We start from the raw sequence: 16,007 nt of genomic DNA on the forward strand, positions 1-16,007 counted from the left end.
CGGCCCCTTTCAGCGTTTCACCAGGCTGATGTCCACTCCGGGGAAATGCCCGGAGAACCGGGACAGCGGGAAGGTGTGCCCCGGCATGTTCTGCAGTGTCAGGGTGCGCAGCCCCGGCAGCCTGCGGGCCAGCGCGGAGAGGTCCTCGGTGCCGAGCAGCCCGGGGATCCGCAGCGCGCTGACGCCGGACAGCTCCGGCATGTGCGCGACGGACAGCGGCAGCTCCCGGAGGATCCGCGCGTTCAGGTGCAGGCTCCGCAGGCCGGGCAGGGCGGCGACCGCCTGCCAGTCGGCCTCCGACAGTTCCCTCGTCAGCGGGCCGAGGCTGAGATCCGTGAGGCCGGCCCAGTGCTCCAGGCCCCGCAGGCCGGTGCGGTCGGTGCTGCTCCGGCCGAGGAACAGGAACTCCAGCCCCGCCTCGACGGGCAGGACATCGGTGAGGCTCTCGCCCGGCAGTTCCTGCTCCACGGTGAGCCGGGTCAGCGAGCCGAGTGACCCGAGGCCGGTGACATCGGCGATCTGCCCGCAGACGAGCTCGGCCAGCGGGAGCTCCGCGAGCCGGTCCAGGTCCCGCACCTCCGGGCAGCGGGCCAGCATCAGCGTGCGCAGGGATCCGAAGCGCGGCAGCGTCCCCAGGTCGGTGAGGAGCGGGTTGTCCCGCAGGTCGAGGTAGACCAGGGCCTCCGGCTCGGGTACGGCGGCCAGGATCTGCTCGGCGGAGTGCGCGCCGAGGAAGGCGAGGCCGTGCCAGGGCCGCATCCCGGCCAGCGCCGCCCGCTGCTCGGCGGACTCGCAGCGCACGAAGAGCTTCTCCCGGTCCAGGTGGTCCAGCACCTCCGACGCGTAGGCCGTGGTGTCGAAGCGGCTCCAGGTCCCCGCGAGCTGCCGGCGGACCTCCAGATCCGGATGCCCGCGGAACCGGCGCAGCACCCCGAGGGCCCCTTCCGGCTCCTCGGTGCCGAGCACGGAGGCGGTGATCGTGACGCCCAGTGCCTCCCGCTGCGTCAGTCCCTCGGGTCCCGGCAGGAGCTCCAGCACCAGGGGGCCCGCCTCCGCCAGTGTCCTCGCGTCCTCGGTGGTCGGCGGCGGGATCAGCTCCGCCGCCCGCCGTTCGACCTCCGCCCGCACGCCCGCGTCCAGTGCCGCCGCGTGCTCCAGGCAGGCCAGCGCCAGCAGGGTCAGCCGGGGGACGTCCCGCGCGAGCAACTGCCGTAGCAGAGCGGCCCGTTCCCGGGGCCGCGCATGCGCTACGGCCATGCGGATCACGTCTTCCCACTGGGTGTCGTCCGCGTGGCCGGCGAGGACGTCCAGGTGGCCCTCCTCCACGGCGTAGCGCGCGCCCAGGTAGTCCTGGAAGGTGCGGTGCACGAAGTCCAGGACGCCGTCGGCGGGCCGGCGGACCGTGCCGCTGCGCAGGAGCAGGGTGCGCAGCACGGTCGGTGCGTCCCAGCCGCCGGGCAGCGCGACGGACGGCAGACAGCGGTCGACGATCGCCTCGGCCGTCTCCAGGTCCATCTCGGTACGGCCGCTCAGCACCAGCGCGTAGGCGAGACGCTGCAGCAGCTCCAGCTGGGCCTCCTCGCCCAGCTCGACCTCGTCCACGGATCCCATGCCGCGCTCCCGGTCCCGGCGGGTCAGCAGCATCGCGAGGGCGGCGTCGTACAACTCCTTGCGGCCGGTGGGGAGGTAGCCGCGGCGTTCGCGGTGCAGGGCGCAGATCAGGCCGCACATCAGGGGGTTGGTGGCGAGCCGGGCGAGGTCGCGTTTGGTGCGCAGGGAGTCGAGGAGCGGGCCCTCGAACTCCGGGGCGCGGGCCGCCGTGTGCCAGCGGTGGACGAAGGTCGCCACGTCCGCCCGGCGCATGGGGGCGAGGGCCAGTTCGCCGAAGCCCTCCGGGGCGAGCCAGTCGGAGCGGACCGCGGTGGGACGGGAGGTCAGCAGCCAGCGGTTGCCCGGGAAGGCGTGGAGGAGGGAGCTCAGCCAGTCCCGGGCGCGGTTGCGGTCGGCGTCGGGGATCTCGTCCAGGCCGTCCACGAGGACCAGGGCGCGGCCCGCCGCCAGGACGCGTTCCGCCCAGCCCTCGGGCGCGGACAGCGGGCTGCCGACCGCGGTCAGGAAGGCGGCGGGCGCGGGGAAGGCGCCGGCACCGCGGATCAGGGTGCGCAGCGGGAGGACGTACGGGATGTGCGCGCCCTCGCGGGCCGCCGTCACCGCCAGCCACTGGACCAGCGTCGTCTTGCCGGAGCCCGCGTCGCCGCGCAGCAGGACACGGTCGTGGGCGAGGAGAGCCTCCTCGGCGGGGAGCTGACGGGTGACGGAGGAGTCCCCTGAGGCGGAGCCCTCGTCGGCGACCGTCGCCTCCAGGCTCAGGTACGCGACCTCCAGCGGCCAGCGGTCGGGGGAGTCCCGCAGGTCGATGCCGTAGATGGTGATGTGGTTGTGGCGTTCGGCGACGTAGGAGCGGTAGCGGCGCTCGAAGGCGGTGTCGCGGGCGTCGGGGCGGGGTGTGCGGGCCAGCAGTTCGTCGATCTTGCAGATGAGTTCGGCCTGGGCCCGGGTCTGCTCCACGAGGGTGCGGGCCACGAAGGTGGAGCGGCGGGTGAAGAACTCCAGGATCTGCAGGCAGGCCCACTCCGTCGCGGAGTCGAGGAAGTGGTCGGCGTCGGCGGAGAGGCCGTCGGGGGCGGCTGCCGCGTGCGTCAGCTTCGCGGCCAGTTCGCGGTGGCCCAGCCGTACGGCCTGGACGTCGTCCATGTCCAGGTCGCCGAGGGCGAGGAGTCGGCGGGCCAGTGCGTCGGCGACGGCGAACTGCTCCCCGGCCCGGAAGGGCGGCTCACCCGGTGAGTCGACCGCCTGCCGGACCAGGTGCTCGGCGAGCTTGTGCACGTCCTTCTCGACCAGTGCGCGCTTCTCGCCGCGGAAGGACACCAGGCTCTTCAGCCGCACCGGCCGGTCCACCAGTCCCGCGCCCGGGCCGTCCGCCACGAACAGCTTCTTCAGCAGCGGGCCCATCAGGCTCGACGCCAGCTTGCCGCCCAGTACCGTCGGCTCCATCCGCCCACCCCCGTGATTCGCGCGAACGGATGGAGCCTAGCGGGGGGTTACGACAGCTGGCCGTCGTAGTCCGGCAGCTTGAACGTCTTGTCGGCGTGGCCGCCCGAGAGGTCGGTGGCGCTGTTGCCGATGTTCGCGATGATGTCGTAGCCCTTGTTCTCGATGTCGACGCGCTGGGCGGTCTTGTAGGCGGCGACGTCCTTGAAGAGGTCGAGGAGACCGCGGACGTAGAGGCCGGAGACCTGGTAGCCGTCGTGTTCGAGGTTGTACTCGGTCGGCAGGTAGATGATCCCCGGGCGGGCCGTGACGAAGAACAGCGATACGCCGTGCTCCTGGGCGTACTTGGCGACGTTCAGGACCGGCTTGTTGGCCGGCTGGGGCCAGCTGAAGCCGAAGTCGGTCTCCAGCGTGGTGTTGTCGATGTCGAAGACGATCGCCTGCTTCTCGCCCGGCTTCGCGGCGGCGATCCGGCTCTTCAGGTAGGGCAGGGCCTGGTCCATCACGGACTGGCAGTCCTGCTGCCAGGTGGCGTAGTCGACCGTGCTGGAGCTGCTCTCCGTCGCTGCCTGGGCCGGCGCGGCCATCCCGGCGAGCGCGGCCACGGAGACGGCGGTGGCGGATATGCGGCGGGTCCAGGTGCCTGTGGTCATCGGTGTGGGGTGTCCTCTCACGTCTGTGCGGCTGCCTGTGTCGTGTCAGGGGCATGGTGAGTGGGGCAGGTGGCGCGAGGGGAACCGTAAGGTTACCGATGGGTAGGTGGCCAGAGGTGTGCGTCACAAATCGGCGTGCGCGGAGCGCGGGAGCCGGTGACATACCGCACGGGCGAAATGTTCGTTACTAGCGTGGATAGTGCAGTCTTTCGCCGTTTTGCGGGGGCTTTACCTGTGCGGCCTCGCGTGAGGCGCCGGTGCCGGGTCGGGCCTGTCCGGTCCTGGGGGTTCTGTCAAGAAAGGGTCAATTTTTAACCTAAGTACTAGGTGGTGTCGTAGATGAGGGGGTTTGGGTGGCGGCCGGTTTCCGGGTTACCAAGAGATGCCCCGTTCGGCGGCTGCCGGTGTGAGCCGGTGCCGGAGGGGGGTCCCTGTTGTCTACCCCACGAGGTTCCGATGTCCCTGCGCGCCGCTCTCCGTACCCCCCGCACGTCCTCGCTCCGCAAGCGGGCCGCCGTTCTGGCCGCCGGTGTCGGAGTCGCGGCCGTGGTGGGGTCGGGTGTCGCGTCGGCCGCCACCCCCGGTGCCGCCGCCTGGGTCGACCCGGTGAAGAAGTACACGCTCTCGGCGACCTTCAACCAGGCCGGCGGCATGTGGGCCGCCAAGCACAGCGGCCAGGACTTCGCCGTGCCGAGCGGTACGGACGTCGTCGCCGCGCACGGCGGCACGGTCGTCAAGGCCGGCGGCAACGGCGCCGGTGACGGTCCCGCGTACGGCAACGCCGTCGTCATCAGGCACGGCAACGGCAAGTACTCGCAGTACGCGCACCTGTCCCGGATAGACGTCAGGATCGGGCAGATCGTCAAGACCGGCCAGCACATCGCCCGGTCCGGCAACACCGGCAACTCCTCCGGTCCGCACCTGCACTTCGAGATCCGTACGACCCCGAACTACGGCTCCGCGGTCGACCCCGTCGCCTTCCTGCGCGCCAAGGGCGTGATCCTCTAAGAGGGGTTGGCGGAACCCCGGTGGGCCTGGGTCACCAGGTCCAGGGCGACTTCGAGGACGGCTTCCTGCTTCTCCTTGGGGTCGCCTTCGAGGTCCTGCATCACGAACATGCCGGCGTGCAGCGTGAACATCGCGCTGATGCAGCGGACCTGGTCGGTCAGCGGGGCGTCCGGGTCGATGAAGATGCTCCGCAGGCCGCGCATCCGGTCCTTGAAGGTGTCGCCGATCCGCAGTTCGCGGACCGTTGCCTGGTTCTCCTGCATGAACCGGAACAGCGGCCCGGCCTCGGCGAGCGCCTCGCTGTAGCGCCGTACGATCTCCAGCTTGATCTCCAGGGTGTGCGGCTGGTCCGCGCCCCACTCGATCAGGTCCTGGATCGGCCGCGTCAGGTCCTCGAAGACGCTGACCAGGATCTCTTCCTTGGTCTTGAAGTGGTAGTACAGGGCCGCCTTGGTCACGTCGAGGCGCTCGGCGATCTCCCGCAGGGAGGTCTTCTCGTAGCCCTGCTCGGCGAAGAGTTCGAGCGCCACGTCCTGGATGCGCTGGCGGGTGTTCCCGCGGCGCTGCTGCTTGGTGCCGTCCATGGTGACGCTCATCCTCTTACTCCTCGCGCTCCCGCGAAACTTGCTTGCCGCCCGGCTAGTAAACTTACTTGACGCCCGGCTAGTGACGGGTCTAGCTTCCCAGTGTAGTGAACTAGCCGGGCGGCAAGTAAGTACCTGTCGCCGGGGGGAGTGGGAGAGATGGCGGACACCCAGGCGGCCGGTACCGGCCAGGAGACTCCGGGGGCACCCGGGGCACCGGAGGCGGCCGAGCAGCCGCAGAAGGAGCCGAAGAGCGTACGGGTCGTGATGCTCGCGCTCATGGTCGCGATGATGCTCGCGATGCTCGACAACATGATCGTGGGTACGGCGATGCCGACGATCGTGGGTGAACTGGGCGGCCTCGAACACCTGTCGTGGGTCGTGACCGCCTACACCCTCGCCACCGCGGCGTCCACCCCGCTCTGGGGCAAGCTCGGTGACATGTACGGGCGCAAGGGCGCCTTCATGACCTCCATCGTCATCTTCCTGATCGGCTCCGCGCTCAGCGGCATGGCCCAGGACATGGGCCAGCTGATCGGGTTCCGGGCCGTCCAGGGCCTCGGCGCCGGCGGCCTGATGGTCGGCGTCATGGCGATCATCGGGGACCTCGTGCCGCCCCGCGAGCGCGGCAAGTACCAGGGCATGATGGCCGGCGTCATGGCGCTCGCCATGATCGGCGGCCCGCTGGTCGGCGGCACCATCACCGACAACTGGGGCTGGCGCTGGGCCTTCTACATCAACCTGCCGCTCGGTGTGGTCGCGCTGGCCGCCATCAGCGCCGTACTGCACCTGCCGAAGAAGCGGAACAAGGCGCGCATCGACTACCTGGGCGCCGGTCTGCTCACCCTCGGCATCACCTCCATCGTGCTGGTGACCACCTGGGGCGGCTCCGAGTACGCCTGGACGTCCGCGCGGATCATGGAACTGATCGCCATCGGCGTCGTCTCCCTGGTCGGGTTCGTCTTCTGGCAGACCAAGGCCGCCGAGCCGGTCGTGCCGCTGCACATCTTCCGCAGCCGCAACTTCACCCTGATGTCGATCATCGGCTTCATCGTGGGCTTCGTGATGTTCGGCGCCACCCTGTTCCTGCCGCTCTACCAGCAGTCCGTGCAGGGCGCGTCCGCGACCAACTCCGGTCTGCTGCTGCTCCCGATGCTCGGCGCGATGCTGGTCACCTCGATGGTCGCCGGGCGGGTCACCACCAGCAGCGGCCGCTACAAGATCTTCCCGATCGCCGGCGGTGTGCTGCTGACCGTGGGGCTCTACCTGCTGTCCACCATGGACACCGACACCTCCCGGTTCACCTCCGGGGTGTACATGGCCGTCGTCGGTCTCGGCATGGGCTGTCTGATGCAGATCACCATGCTGGTCGCGCAGAACAGCGTGGAGATGAGGGACATGGGCGTCGCGTCCTCCTCCACCACCCTGTTCCGTACGCTCGGCTCCTCCTTCGGTGTCGCCATCATGGGCGCGCTCTTCAACAACCGGGTCCAGGACGTCATGGCCGAGCGGGCCGGTTCGCTGGGCTCCAAGATCACGGAGCAGTCGGCGCAGCTGGACGCGAAGAGCCTGGCGAAGCTGCCGGCCGCGGCGCGCGAGGCGTACCAGCACGCGGTGTCGGCCGGCACGCACTCGGCGTTCCTGCTCGGTGCCGTGATCGCGGTGGCGGTGCTGGTGGCGGCGGTCTTCGTGAAGGAGGTGCCGCTCAAGGGCGGGCAGTCCGCGTCCGCCGAGGAGGCGGCGCCGATGCCGGTGGTCGAAGCGGTCTGACGACACCTCTTGTCGAACGCCGGACGGCTGGATCCCCAGCCGTCCGGCGTTGTTGTCAGTGCCCCGTGTCACCATCGGCCTTGTGGAGAAACTGCGGCAGCTGCGGCGGGCCAAGGACGCCATGGACCGGGACTGGGCCGACCCCGCCCTGGACCTGGACGCGGTCGCCACGCACGCCGGGTACTCGCGATACCACTTCCTGCGCGCCTTCAAGGAGGCGTACGGCGAGACGCCCGGCCAGTATCTGACGCACCGCAGGATCGAGCGGGCCGAGGAACTGCTCCGCGCCGCGGACCTCGGCGTCACCGAGATCTGCCATCTGGTCGGCTTCAGCAGCCTGGGCACCTTCTCCGCGAAGTTCAAGGCACGGACGGGGCTCAGCCCCACCGAGTACCGGGCCGAGCACGTCGGCAGCGGCGCCTCCCTCATCCCCGGCTGCTACGCGCTGCTGTGGGCCGGAGGGTTCCCGCGCAGGAGCGCAATTTCCGAGAAGCGCGCCGAGCGCCCCGCTGCCTACCGTGACGGACAGGAACAGCAACCGTCCGGCAGGAGTACCGAGCCATGATCCAGGGTCTGGCCATCACCACCGTGTGGACCTTCGACCAGCAGCGCACCAAGGCCTTCTTCACCGAGAAACTCGGCTTCGAGGTGCGCGACGACATCGCCATGGGGGACATGCGCTGGGTCACTGTCGGCGCCAAGGGCCAGCCCGGCGTCGAACTCGCCCTGATGCGCCTGGACGGGCCGGGTCTCGACCCCGAGTCCGCCGAGGCGCTGCGCAAGCTGGTCGCCAAGGGGGTGATGGGGGCCGGCGCGTTCCGCACCGACGACTGCCGGGGGGACTACGAGACCTTCAGCGCGCGCGGCGTCGAGTTCGTCCAGGAGCCCAAGGAACGGCCGTACGGCATCGAGGCGATCTTCCGCGACGACAACGGCAACTGGTACTCGCTGACCCAGCGCAGCGAGGAGCTCGACCTCTCCAAGGAGTTCTGAGCATGACCACGGAGACCGGGCCCGACCACACCGCCGTACGCACCGCGTTGTGGCGTGCGCTGCATCTGCGGGCCGACGCGCCGCCGTACGTCATCGAGGACGAGGTCGGGCTGCGGCTCGCCGCGCCCGCGGCCGGGGACGACTGGCGGGCGCGGCCGGACATGGACGTCGCGGCGACCCGGCGGACCCGGGCGTCGATCGTGGCCCGGGCCCGTTTCGTCGAGGACCTGGTGGTGGCCGAGGCCGGGCGCGGGGTGGACCAGTACGTCGTCCTCGGCGCCGGGCTCGACACCTTCGCGCAGCGCCGGGCCGACGACATCGCCGCGACCGGGCTGCGGGTGTTCGAGGCCGACCGGGCCGGGGCCGTGGCGTGGAAGCGGCGGCGGCTGACCGAGCTGGGGTACGGCGTGCCCGAGTGGCTGCGGCTGGTGCCGGTGGACTTCGAGGGGGACTGGTGGGGGCAGCTGACGGCCGCCGGGTTCGATCCGGGGCGGTCGGCCGTGGTCGCCTCGGCCGGGGTCACCATGTACCTCACGGAGGACGCCCTCGCCGCCACCCTCGGGCACATCGCCCGGCTCGCCCCCGGGTCGACGCTGGTCACCACGTTCCTGCGGCCCGTCGAGGACGTCGAGCCGGACCAGCAGGAGCAGCTGCGGGTGGCCCAACGGGGCGCGCGGGCCGCCGGCACACCCTTCCTGAGTTTCTACTCGCCCGAGCGGATCGCGGACCTGGCCATGGCGGCGGGCTTCCGCGAGACCCGGCACGTGCCTGCCGGGGAGCTCGCGCGCCGCTACTTCGCGGCCCGGCCGGACGATCTGCGCCCCTCGCGGGGCGAGGAGCTGTTGGTGGCTACGACGTGAGTCGCTGCGGTCGGCCCGGTCTGAGCCTCAGCGGTCGGTCCTGTCTGCGCCCCGGCGCTCGGTCCGGTCGGAGCCTCAGCGGTCGGCCCTGAGCCGTGAGCGGTCGGCTTGCCGCGGCACGGCCGGTCTGGGCTTCGACGGCTTGCCTGCCGCCTGACGGCCGGTGGTCCGTGTTTCGACGGTCGGCTTGCCGCCGGGCGACCCCTTCGAGCCTCGGCGTCCCGGCCGCGTAAGCCTCAGCGCCGCGGCTTGAGCCTCAGCGCCGTGGCCCGAGCCTCAGCGGCCCGCCTGGGCCGGGCCCGGCAGCATCGGGTAGCTGCCGGTGGCCGTGGGGGCGTGTTCCGGGAGCCAGAGGACGGCTACCGCGCCCTCCGAGGGGATGTGTTCGGGTGCGCCCACCGGCCGGACATTGCGGAAGGTGAGGCGGGCGCCCAGGACCCGGGCCTGTCCGGCCGCGATGGTGAGGCCGAGGCCGTGGCCCTGGCCGGCGCGGTCCTCGCTGCCGGTGCGGAAACGGCTCGGGCCGTCGGCGAGGAGTTTCTCCGGGAAGCCGGGGCCGTGGTCGCGGACCCGGATGACCCGGCCCTCGACGGTCACTTCGATGGGCGGCTTGCCGTGCCGGGCCGCGTTGGCGAGCAGGTTGAACAGCACCCGCTCCAGGCGGCGCGGGTCGGTGGTGACCTCCGACTCGTGCACCACCCGCACCTCGATCCGCGGGTCCTTCGCGGCCACCCGCCGGGACACGAACTCGCCCAGCATGATGTCCTGCAGCTCGGCCCGCTCGGAGGCGCTGTCGAGCCGGGCCACCTCCAGGACGTCCTCGACGAGCGTGCGCATCGCCTTCGCCCGGTCCAGGACCAGTTCGGTCGGGCGGCCGGGCGGGAGGAGTTCGGCCGCCGTGAGCAGCCCCGTCACCGGCGTCCGCAGCTCGTGCGCGATGTCGGCCGTCACCCGCCGCTCCGCCTCGAGGCGCTGCTGCAACGCGTCGGCCATGGCGTCCACCGCGCGGGCCAGGTCGTCGGTCTCGTCCCGGACCACCCCGCCGATCGCCTCGCGCACCCGGACGTCCGGCTCGCCCTGCGCGACCTGGTTGGCCGCGGCCGCCGCCTTGCGCAGCCGCCCCGAGAGCTGGCCGCCGATCAGCACCCCGAGCGCGCTGCCGCCGAGGACGACGGCGATGGAGCCGATGACCAGGGCCTGGTCGAGGTCCTTCAGCACATTGCTGCTGCGGTTCGCGAAGGTGCTGTGCAGGGACAGCACCCGCCCGTCCTGGGCCTGCACCGCCGCCCAGATGTCCGGCGCCCCGTGCCCGCGGTCGATGACGTCGGTCGCCCGGCGGCCCGCGTCGACCCGCTCGCGCAGGGCCGGCGGCAGCATCGGGTCGTCGATCTTGACGTCGGGGAAGTTCGCCCTCCCGTACAGCTCGTAGTTGCGCTGGCCGAGCTGGAGCCGGTCGTTGGCCAGCTCACGCGCGTTGTCCAGCATCGAGACCCGGGCGGCGTTGTGCACCACCAGGCTCAGCGCGATCGCGACCAGGGCGCCGACCAGCGCGATCGCCGCGCTCAGCTTCCAGCGGAGCCCGGTGCGCAGCCCCGGACCCCGGTACCGGATGGATCTGGTGAACCCCCGCATGACCGCCCCGTTCAGGCCTTCAACTTGTAGCCGAATCCGCGGACCGTCTCGATCCGGTCCTGGCCGATCTTGGTGCGCAGCCGCTGCACATGGACGTCGACGACCCGGGTGTCCCCGCCCCAGCCGTAGTCCCAGACGCGTTCGAGCAGCTTGTCGCGGGAGAGTACGGTCCCCGGCGCCGACGAGAACTCCAGGAGCAGCCGCATCTCGGTCGGGGTGAGCGCGACGGGCTGTCCGGCCCGGCGCACCTCCATGCCCTCGGTGTCGATCTCCAGGTCGCCGAAGGCGAGGACGCCGCCGGAGACCGGAGCGGCGTCCTCTTGCGGCCGGTCGCCGCCGCTCGCGTGGCCGAAGCGGCGCAGCACCGCCCGGATCCGGGCGACCAGCACGGCACCGTCGAACGGCTTGGTGACGTAGTCGTCGGCGCCCGCCTCCAGGCCCAGCACCACGTCGATCGAGTCGGCCCGCGCCGACAGCATGATCACCGGCACGGTGGACTCGTCGCGGATGCGCCGGCACAGGCTCACCCCGTCCAGGCCCGGCACCATCACGTCCAGCAGGGCGATGTCGGGCCGGTCGCTGCGGAACGCGTCGAGGCCCGACAGACCGTCGGGCATGGCGGTGACCGCGAAGCCGTCCCGCTCCAGGGCGAGCTGGGTGGCCTCGCGGATGACATCGTCGTCCTCGACGAACAGGACGTGGGTCTGGTCTGCCATCCCGGATCTCTCGGTAGTCGGTGGGGTGGGGCGGGGCGGTGTTTGAACGGGGAGCGGGGTCAGTCGGCCGGGGAGGGGACCGGTGTGGCGTCGTCGCCGCCCGCCGCGTTGCCGTAGTCGGTGTGGTGGAAGTCCTCCTGGACGAAGCGCCCCGAGGCCCAGTTGTAGGTGATCACGTTCTCACCGGACGGGCTCGACACCGGGTCGCCCTTCTCGTACACCTGCTTGGTCACGCTCAGATCGCCCTTGTCGATCTCCGCGTAGACCGGGGACTCCTCGGCCTTGAAGACATTCTTGTACGCGCCGCTCTCCTTGCGGTACACGTACGCCCCCACCCCGACCGCGTCCCCGCAGGTCAGCACGTTGACGACGACGTCCTCGACGGGGCCGCCGGTCAGATCGCCGTACGTCACGTCGACCGGGTACTCGTCGCCCGCGCACGGCGTCAGGTCCCGCTTCACCGTGGCCGAGACCGCCGGGTCGGCCTTGACCAGGGCGACCGCGTCGACCTTCTCGTAGGTCTGGGACGGGCTGGGCGAGGGCGCGGCGGCGGCCGGGGCGTTCCCGACCGAGTCGTCGTGGGCCGGGCCCTCGTCCCGGGCTCCGGTGCCGCCGGTGCCGCAGGCGGCGGCGAAAAGGGCGAGGGCGGCGAGCACGGCCGTCGCCGTGATCACCGCCTGTGCACTCGCCGGGCCCCGGCTGGGCCCTGTGCCGGTCAGGCCGCGCAACGCTCCCGCTCCTCACGCTCCAGCGCGCGTGCGTCGAGGTCGCGGGACTCCAGCTCCTCGCGGAGCCGGGCGAGCGCCCGGTGCAGCGTGCTCTTGACCGTTCCGGCCGACATGCCGAGGGCGGCGGCCGTCTCCTCCGTGGACATCTGCTCCCAGTGTCGCAGCACCACGACACTGCGCTGCTTCGGAGCCAGAACCTTCATGATGTCCATAAGGAGCGCGCGGTCCGCGTGCTGCTCGGTAGAGTCCTCCACGCAGGCGTCGGGCAGCTGCTCGGTCGGGACCTCCTCCAGCTTCCGGGCCCGCCACCACTCGGTCCGCGTGTTGATCATGACCCGGCGGAGGTAGGCGTCCGCGAGCTTCTTGTCCTCGATGGTCTCCCAGCGGCCGTACGTCCGTACCAGCGCGGTCTGGAGCAGGTCCTGGGCGTCCGTCGGGTCCGGGACGAGCCGGCGGGCGCTGCGCAGCAGCGCGTCCTGCCGAGTGCGGACGTACTCCTCGAATTCGAGCACCTCGCCCTGCGCCATGATCAACCGCCTCCCGATCCCCGTTTTCCCCGGCCCTGTGCCTGAGTGCCGTCCCGCGGTCCTGGCGGGCACAGAAACGAAGCTACGGACCTGTTGTCACGGGCCTGTGCGGAGCAGCCTGCGGGTAGCAATCGGCTGTCCGTCGGTTGTGTAACGGAAGTAGGTCCGGGGTAAGCGGGTGCTGTTTTATGGCCGGTAATGAGGCGATTTGCCGCAGGGTCGGGGCCGTAACAGAGGCCCTTCTCCTGTGATGTGGCTGTACGTCAGCTCAGCGGAAGCCGGTACAGGCCGCCCGTGAGCGGCTCCACCAGCCCGTCCGAGACCAGCCCGTCCAGCGCGCGGGCCCGCTGCACCGGCTCGTGCCAGACCCGGTCGAGCGCCGTCTGCGGCACGGGGGTGCGCGCCTCGCGCAGCACGGCGAGCAGCTTGCCGCGCACCTGCCGGTCGGTACCGGCGTACGTCTGCCCGCGCCGGGGCGGACCCTCGTGCTCCGGCTTTCCGGCCAGCCGCCAGGCACACTTCCCGGCGATCGGGCACCGCTGGCACGTCTCGTTCTTCGCCGTGCACACCAGTGCGCCCAGCTCCATGGAGGCGGCGGCCCAGCGGGCGGCGGTCCGCTCGTCCTCGGGCAGCAGCTCGCGGGCAAGCCTGCGCTCGGCGGCGGTGGTCGCGTTCGGCGGGTACTGCACCCCGGTCACGGCCCGCGCGAAGACCCGCCGCACGTTCGTGTCCAGCACGGCGTGCCGCTGACCGTAGGCGAAGGAGGCGACGGCCGCGGCCGTGTACTCGCCGATGCCGGGCAGGGCGAGCAGCTGTGCGTGATCCGTCGGTACGTCGCCGCCGTGCCGTTCCGTTATGGCGACGGCGGCGCCGTGCAGCCGCAGGGCGCGCCGCGGATAGCCGAGCCGGCCCCAGGCGCGGACCGCCTCACCGGGCGCCTCCGCGGCGAGGTCGGCGGGGCGCGGCCAGCGGGCCAGCCACTGCTCGTAGACGGGCAGCACACGGCTCACCGGCGTCTGCTGCAACATGAACTCGCTGACCATCACACCCCACGGGCCCGCCTCCGGGCGGCGCCAGGGGAGGTCACGGGCGTGGGCGTCGAACCAGGCGATCACAGGGGTGTGCAGCTTCTCAGTCATGGCCCTTCCGATCCTGCCACGTCCGGCGGCGGGTGGGGTGGACGTGGTCCGCGGCGGGGCGGGTGGTTGACGTCCCCGGTGGTGAAGGCGGGCCGGACCGAGGGGAGTTGCCGGAATGATGATCCGGAAAAGTTGAGGTTTGGGCGGCGGGTGGGGCGTGGAACTGCTCGGATCTCTCGTACAGTTTGGGCCGTGGGATCTCTGCGCAATCCGGTCGGGCCGCTTCCCTCCTCCATCTACTGGCGACGGAGGGTCGCCATGCTGGCGACCCTCGCCGTCCTGGCGCTGCTGATCGCGTGGATCGTGACGTCGGGCGGCGGAGGCGGCAAGAAGAACGCCGACGGGTCGGACGGCAAGAACCCCGTGTCCACGATCACGCCGGGACCCTCCGACAGCGGGCCGGCCATCAGCCAGGCACCCGGCGGACGGGACGACTCGAGCGGCGGCGGTTCGGGGAGCAGCACCGGTTCGAGCCCCGGTTCCGGTTCCACGGACGGGAGTTCGGGCGGTTCGGGCGGCGACTCCTCGTCGGGTTCCGCTGGTTCTTCCGGTTCCGCTGGTTCCTCTGGTTCGGGCGGCGACGTGACCTCGGGTTCCGGCGGTACGGTCGCCTCACTGCCGGGGACGTCCACCCTCCCCAACTGCACGGCCGCTTCCGCGGCGTTGAGCCTGAAGAGCCTGCACAACTCCTACTCGCCGGACCAGACACCCACCTTCGCACTCACGGCGAAGAGCACCTCGTCCAGCGACTGCAAGATCGACCTCGGTCCGAAGAACGCGGTACTCACGATCACGGCCGCCAGCTCCGACGACGCCTACTGGTCGTCGGCGGACTGCCCGAAGACGGCGGCGAGCCGCTGGTACCGGGTGCCGGCCGGCAGCAGCATCACCTACACCCTCAAGTGGGACCGCAAGCCCAGCGCCCCCCAGTGCGCAACCCCTCCGGCAGGCTCGGCCGGCACGGGAACGTACCTCCTGGAGGCAGAAGCCCCGGGGTTCACGAAGGCACAGGCTTCTTTCGTGCTGGCAGCCGATTAGACCCCGGCTGGGCAGCGTCCCTTCAGGGGCGCGGGGCTGTATCGATATGCGGCTCCGCCGCGTGGGCGCGAGCAACCACGACGGTCCGCAGCCGCCGTACAACCGCAACCCGTCGAGCTACTGGGCGAACTCAGACATACCGCTCAAGAATCGAAGACTCCGCCAACCGCGACAGCCCCTCACGCACACTCCGCGCCCGGGCCTCCCCGACCCCGTCCACCGTCTGCAGGTCGTCCACACTCGCAGCGAGCAGCTTCTGCAGCCCCCCGAAATGCTCCACCAGCCGGTCGATGATCGCCCCGGGCAGCCGCGGCACCTTCGCCAGCAGCCGAAACCCGCGCGGCGACACCGCCGAGTCCAGCGCCTCCGGCGAACCGGTGTACCCCAACGCCCGTGCCACCGTCGGCAGTTCCAGCAACTCCGCATGGCTCAGCGCGTCCAGCTCGGCAAGCGCCTCGTCGACCGTGCGGGACCGCTTCGCCGTCGGCTCGGGCACATAGTCCCGGACCACCAGCTCCCGCTCGGGCTCGACCCCGGCGATCAGTTCGTCCAGCTGGAGCGCGAGAAGCCGCCCGTCGGTGCCCAGTTCGACCACGTACTCGGCGATCTCCGTGGCGATCCGCCGGACCATCTCCAGCCGCTGCGCGACGGCCGACACGTCGCGGACCGTCACCAGGTCCTCGATCTCCAGCGCTGACAACGTTCCCGCGACCTCGTCCAGGCGGAGCTTGTACCGCTCCAGCGTCGCCAGCGCCTGGTTCGCGCGGGACAGGATCGCCGCCGAGTCCTCCAGGACCCGGCGCTGACCGTCGACGTAGAGCGCGATCAGCCGCATCGACTGGGAGACCGAGACCACAGGGAAGCCGACCTGCTTGGAGATCCGGTCCGCCGTGCGGTGCCGGGTGCCGGTCTCCTCCGTCGGGATCGTGGCGTCCGGTACGAACTGGACGCCGGCCCGGAGGATCTTCGACTGGTCGGAGGAGATCACGATGCCGCCGTCGAGCTTGCACAGCTCCCGCAGCCGGGTCGCCGTGAACTCGACGTCCAGGACGAAACCGCCCGTGCACATCGTCTCGACCGACTTGTCGAAGCCGAGGACGATGAGCCCGCCGGTGTTGCCGCGCAGGACCCGCTCCAGGCCGTCCCGCATGGACGTGCCCGGAGCCACAGCGCTCAGCGAGGCGCGCATCAGGCCATCGGAACCGGCACTCCCACCGGACTTTCCGGGAGCCGCTGCCCGGTCGTTGGCTGCCACTGCACTCCTCCGGTCGCAGGTTCTGAGGCGCCGCCGTCCCCGCACTCGGTTCG

15 protein-coding genes are annotated in these 16,007 nt (G+C 71.3%); 6 read left to right on the plus strand and 9 right to left on the minus strand.

Annotated elements, in window-relative coordinates; all coding sequences use genetic code 11:
* Positions 1–9: 9 nt before the first annotated feature.
* Together ACFZDK_RS14500 and ACFZDK_RS14505 are read right to left on the minus strand one after the other, a co-directional pair.
* A complete protein-coding gene (locus tag ACFZDK_RS14500) occupies positions 10–3,054 on the minus strand; it encodes an NACHT domain-containing protein (RefSeq protein ID WP_390972433.1) in 3,045 nt (1,014 codons plus the stop codon).
* Positions 3,055–3,101: 47 nt separating this feature from the next.
* A complete protein-coding gene (locus ACFZDK_RS14505; RefSeq protein WP_390972435.1) occupies positions 3,102–3,704 on the minus strand; it encodes an HAD family acid phosphatase in 603 nt (200 codons plus the stop codon).
* Positions 3,705–4,160: 456 nt separating this feature from the next.
* Between ACFZDK_RS14505 and ACFZDK_RS14510 the strand changes: the two genes are divergently transcribed.
* Positions 4,161–4,712, plus strand: a complete 552-nt coding sequence (locus tag ACFZDK_RS14510; RefSeq protein ID WP_390972436.1) for a peptidoglycan DD-metalloendopeptidase family protein — start codon at positions 4,161–4,163, stop codon at positions 4,710–4,712.
* Here the strand turns inward: ACFZDK_RS14510 and ACFZDK_RS14515 are convergent.
* On the minus strand, positions 4,709–5,308 hold the full coding sequence (locus tag ACFZDK_RS14515; protein WP_390972438.1) for a TetR family transcriptional regulator: 600 nt from the start codon (positions 5,306–5,308) through the stop codon (positions 4,709–4,711). The genes ACFZDK_RS14510 and ACFZDK_RS14515 overlap by 4 nt on opposite strands.
* 147 nt (positions 5,309–5,455) lie before the next feature.
* Here ACFZDK_RS14515 and ACFZDK_RS14520 point away from each other — a divergent pair, with 147 nt between their 5' ends.
* The 4 genes from ACFZDK_RS14520 to ACFZDK_RS14535 all read left to right on the plus strand — a co-directional run bounded on the left by ACFZDK_RS14520 (position 5,456) and on the right by ACFZDK_RS14535 (position 8,919).
* Positions 5,456–7,066, plus strand: a complete 1,611-nt coding sequence (locus ACFZDK_RS14520) for a DHA2 family efflux MFS transporter permease subunit (protein ID WP_390972440.1) — start codon at positions 5,456–5,458, stop codon at positions 7,064–7,066.
* Positions 7,067–7,187: 121 nt separating this feature from the next.
* Positions 7,188–7,631: a helix-turn-helix domain-containing protein gene (locus ACFZDK_RS14525; RefSeq protein ID WP_390972536.1), complete on the plus strand. Its 444-nt coding sequence runs from the start codon at positions 7,188–7,190 to the stop codon at positions 7,629–7,631.
* Entirely contained in the window at positions 7,628–8,059 is a 432-nt protein-coding gene (locus ACFZDK_RS14530; RefSeq protein ID WP_359225485.1) for a VOC family protein, read from the plus strand. The genes ACFZDK_RS14525 and ACFZDK_RS14530 overlap by 4 nt, the downstream gene beginning before the upstream one ends.
* A 2-nt stretch (positions 8,060–8,061) precedes the next feature.
* Positions 8,062–8,919: an SAM-dependent methyltransferase gene (locus tag ACFZDK_RS14535; RefSeq protein WP_390972442.1), complete on the plus strand. Its 858-nt coding sequence runs from the start codon at positions 8,062–8,064 to the stop codon at positions 8,917–8,919.
* 276 nt (positions 8,920–9,195) lie between these two features.
* Here ACFZDK_RS14535 and cseC read toward each other — a convergent pair whose 3' ends face one another.
* The 5 genes from cseC to ACFZDK_RS14560 all read right to left on the minus strand — a co-directional run bounded on the left by cseC (position 9,196) and on the right by ACFZDK_RS14560 (position 13,661).
* Positions 9,196–10,551 (minus strand): two-component system sensor histidine kinase CseC, encoded by a 1,356-nt coding sequence (gene cseC, locus ACFZDK_RS14540; protein WP_390972443.1) that lies wholly within the window; start codon positions 10,549–10,551, stop codon positions 9,196–9,198.
* 11 nt (positions 10,552–10,562) lie between these two features.
* Entirely contained in the window at positions 10,563–11,267 is a 705-nt protein-coding gene (cseB, locus tag ACFZDK_RS14545; RefSeq protein ID WP_390972445.1) for a two-component system response regulator CseB, read from the minus strand.
* Between the two features lie 59 nt (positions 11,268–11,326).
* Positions 11,327–11,995 (minus strand): hypothetical protein, encoded by a 669-nt coding sequence (locus ACFZDK_RS14550; protein ID WP_390972447.1) that lies wholly within the window; start codon positions 11,993–11,995, stop codon positions 11,327–11,329.
* The gene (locus ACFZDK_RS14555) at positions 11,983–12,522 is read right to left on the minus strand and encodes a SigE family RNA polymerase sigma factor (RefSeq protein WP_217559609.1); all 540 of its coding nucleotides are present in this window, start codon (positions 12,520–12,522) and stop codon (positions 11,983–11,985) included. Before ACFZDK_RS14555 ends, ACFZDK_RS14550 begins: the two co-directional genes overlap by 13 nt.
* A gap of 263 nt (positions 12,523–12,785) precedes the next feature.
* Positions 12,786–13,661 (minus strand): A/G-specific adenine glycosylase, encoded by an 876-nt coding sequence (locus tag ACFZDK_RS14560; protein ID WP_390972449.1) that lies wholly within the window; start codon positions 13,659–13,661, stop codon positions 12,786–12,788.
* Between the two features lie 192 nt (positions 13,662–13,853).
* On the opposite strand from ACFZDK_RS14560, the gene ACFZDK_RS14565 reads away from it, so the two are divergent.
* Positions 13,854–14,699, plus strand: a complete 846-nt coding sequence (locus tag ACFZDK_RS14565; protein ID WP_390972451.1) for a hypothetical protein — start codon at positions 13,854–13,856, stop codon at positions 14,697–14,699.
* A gap of 130 nt (positions 14,700–14,829) precedes the next feature.
* Here ACFZDK_RS14565 and disA read toward each other — a convergent pair whose 3' ends face one another.
* Positions 14,830–15,954 (minus strand): DNA integrity scanning diadenylate cyclase DisA, encoded by a 1,125-nt coding sequence (gene disA / locus ACFZDK_RS14570; protein WP_390972453.1) that lies wholly within the window; start codon positions 15,952–15,954, stop codon positions 14,830–14,832.
* Positions 15,955–16,007 lie beyond the last annotated feature (53 nt).

The sequence above is a fragment of the Streptomyces sp. NPDC007901 genome (assembly GCF_042959465.1).
Lineage (GTDB): Bacteria > Actinomycetota > Actinomycetes > Streptomycetales > Streptomycetaceae > Streptomyces.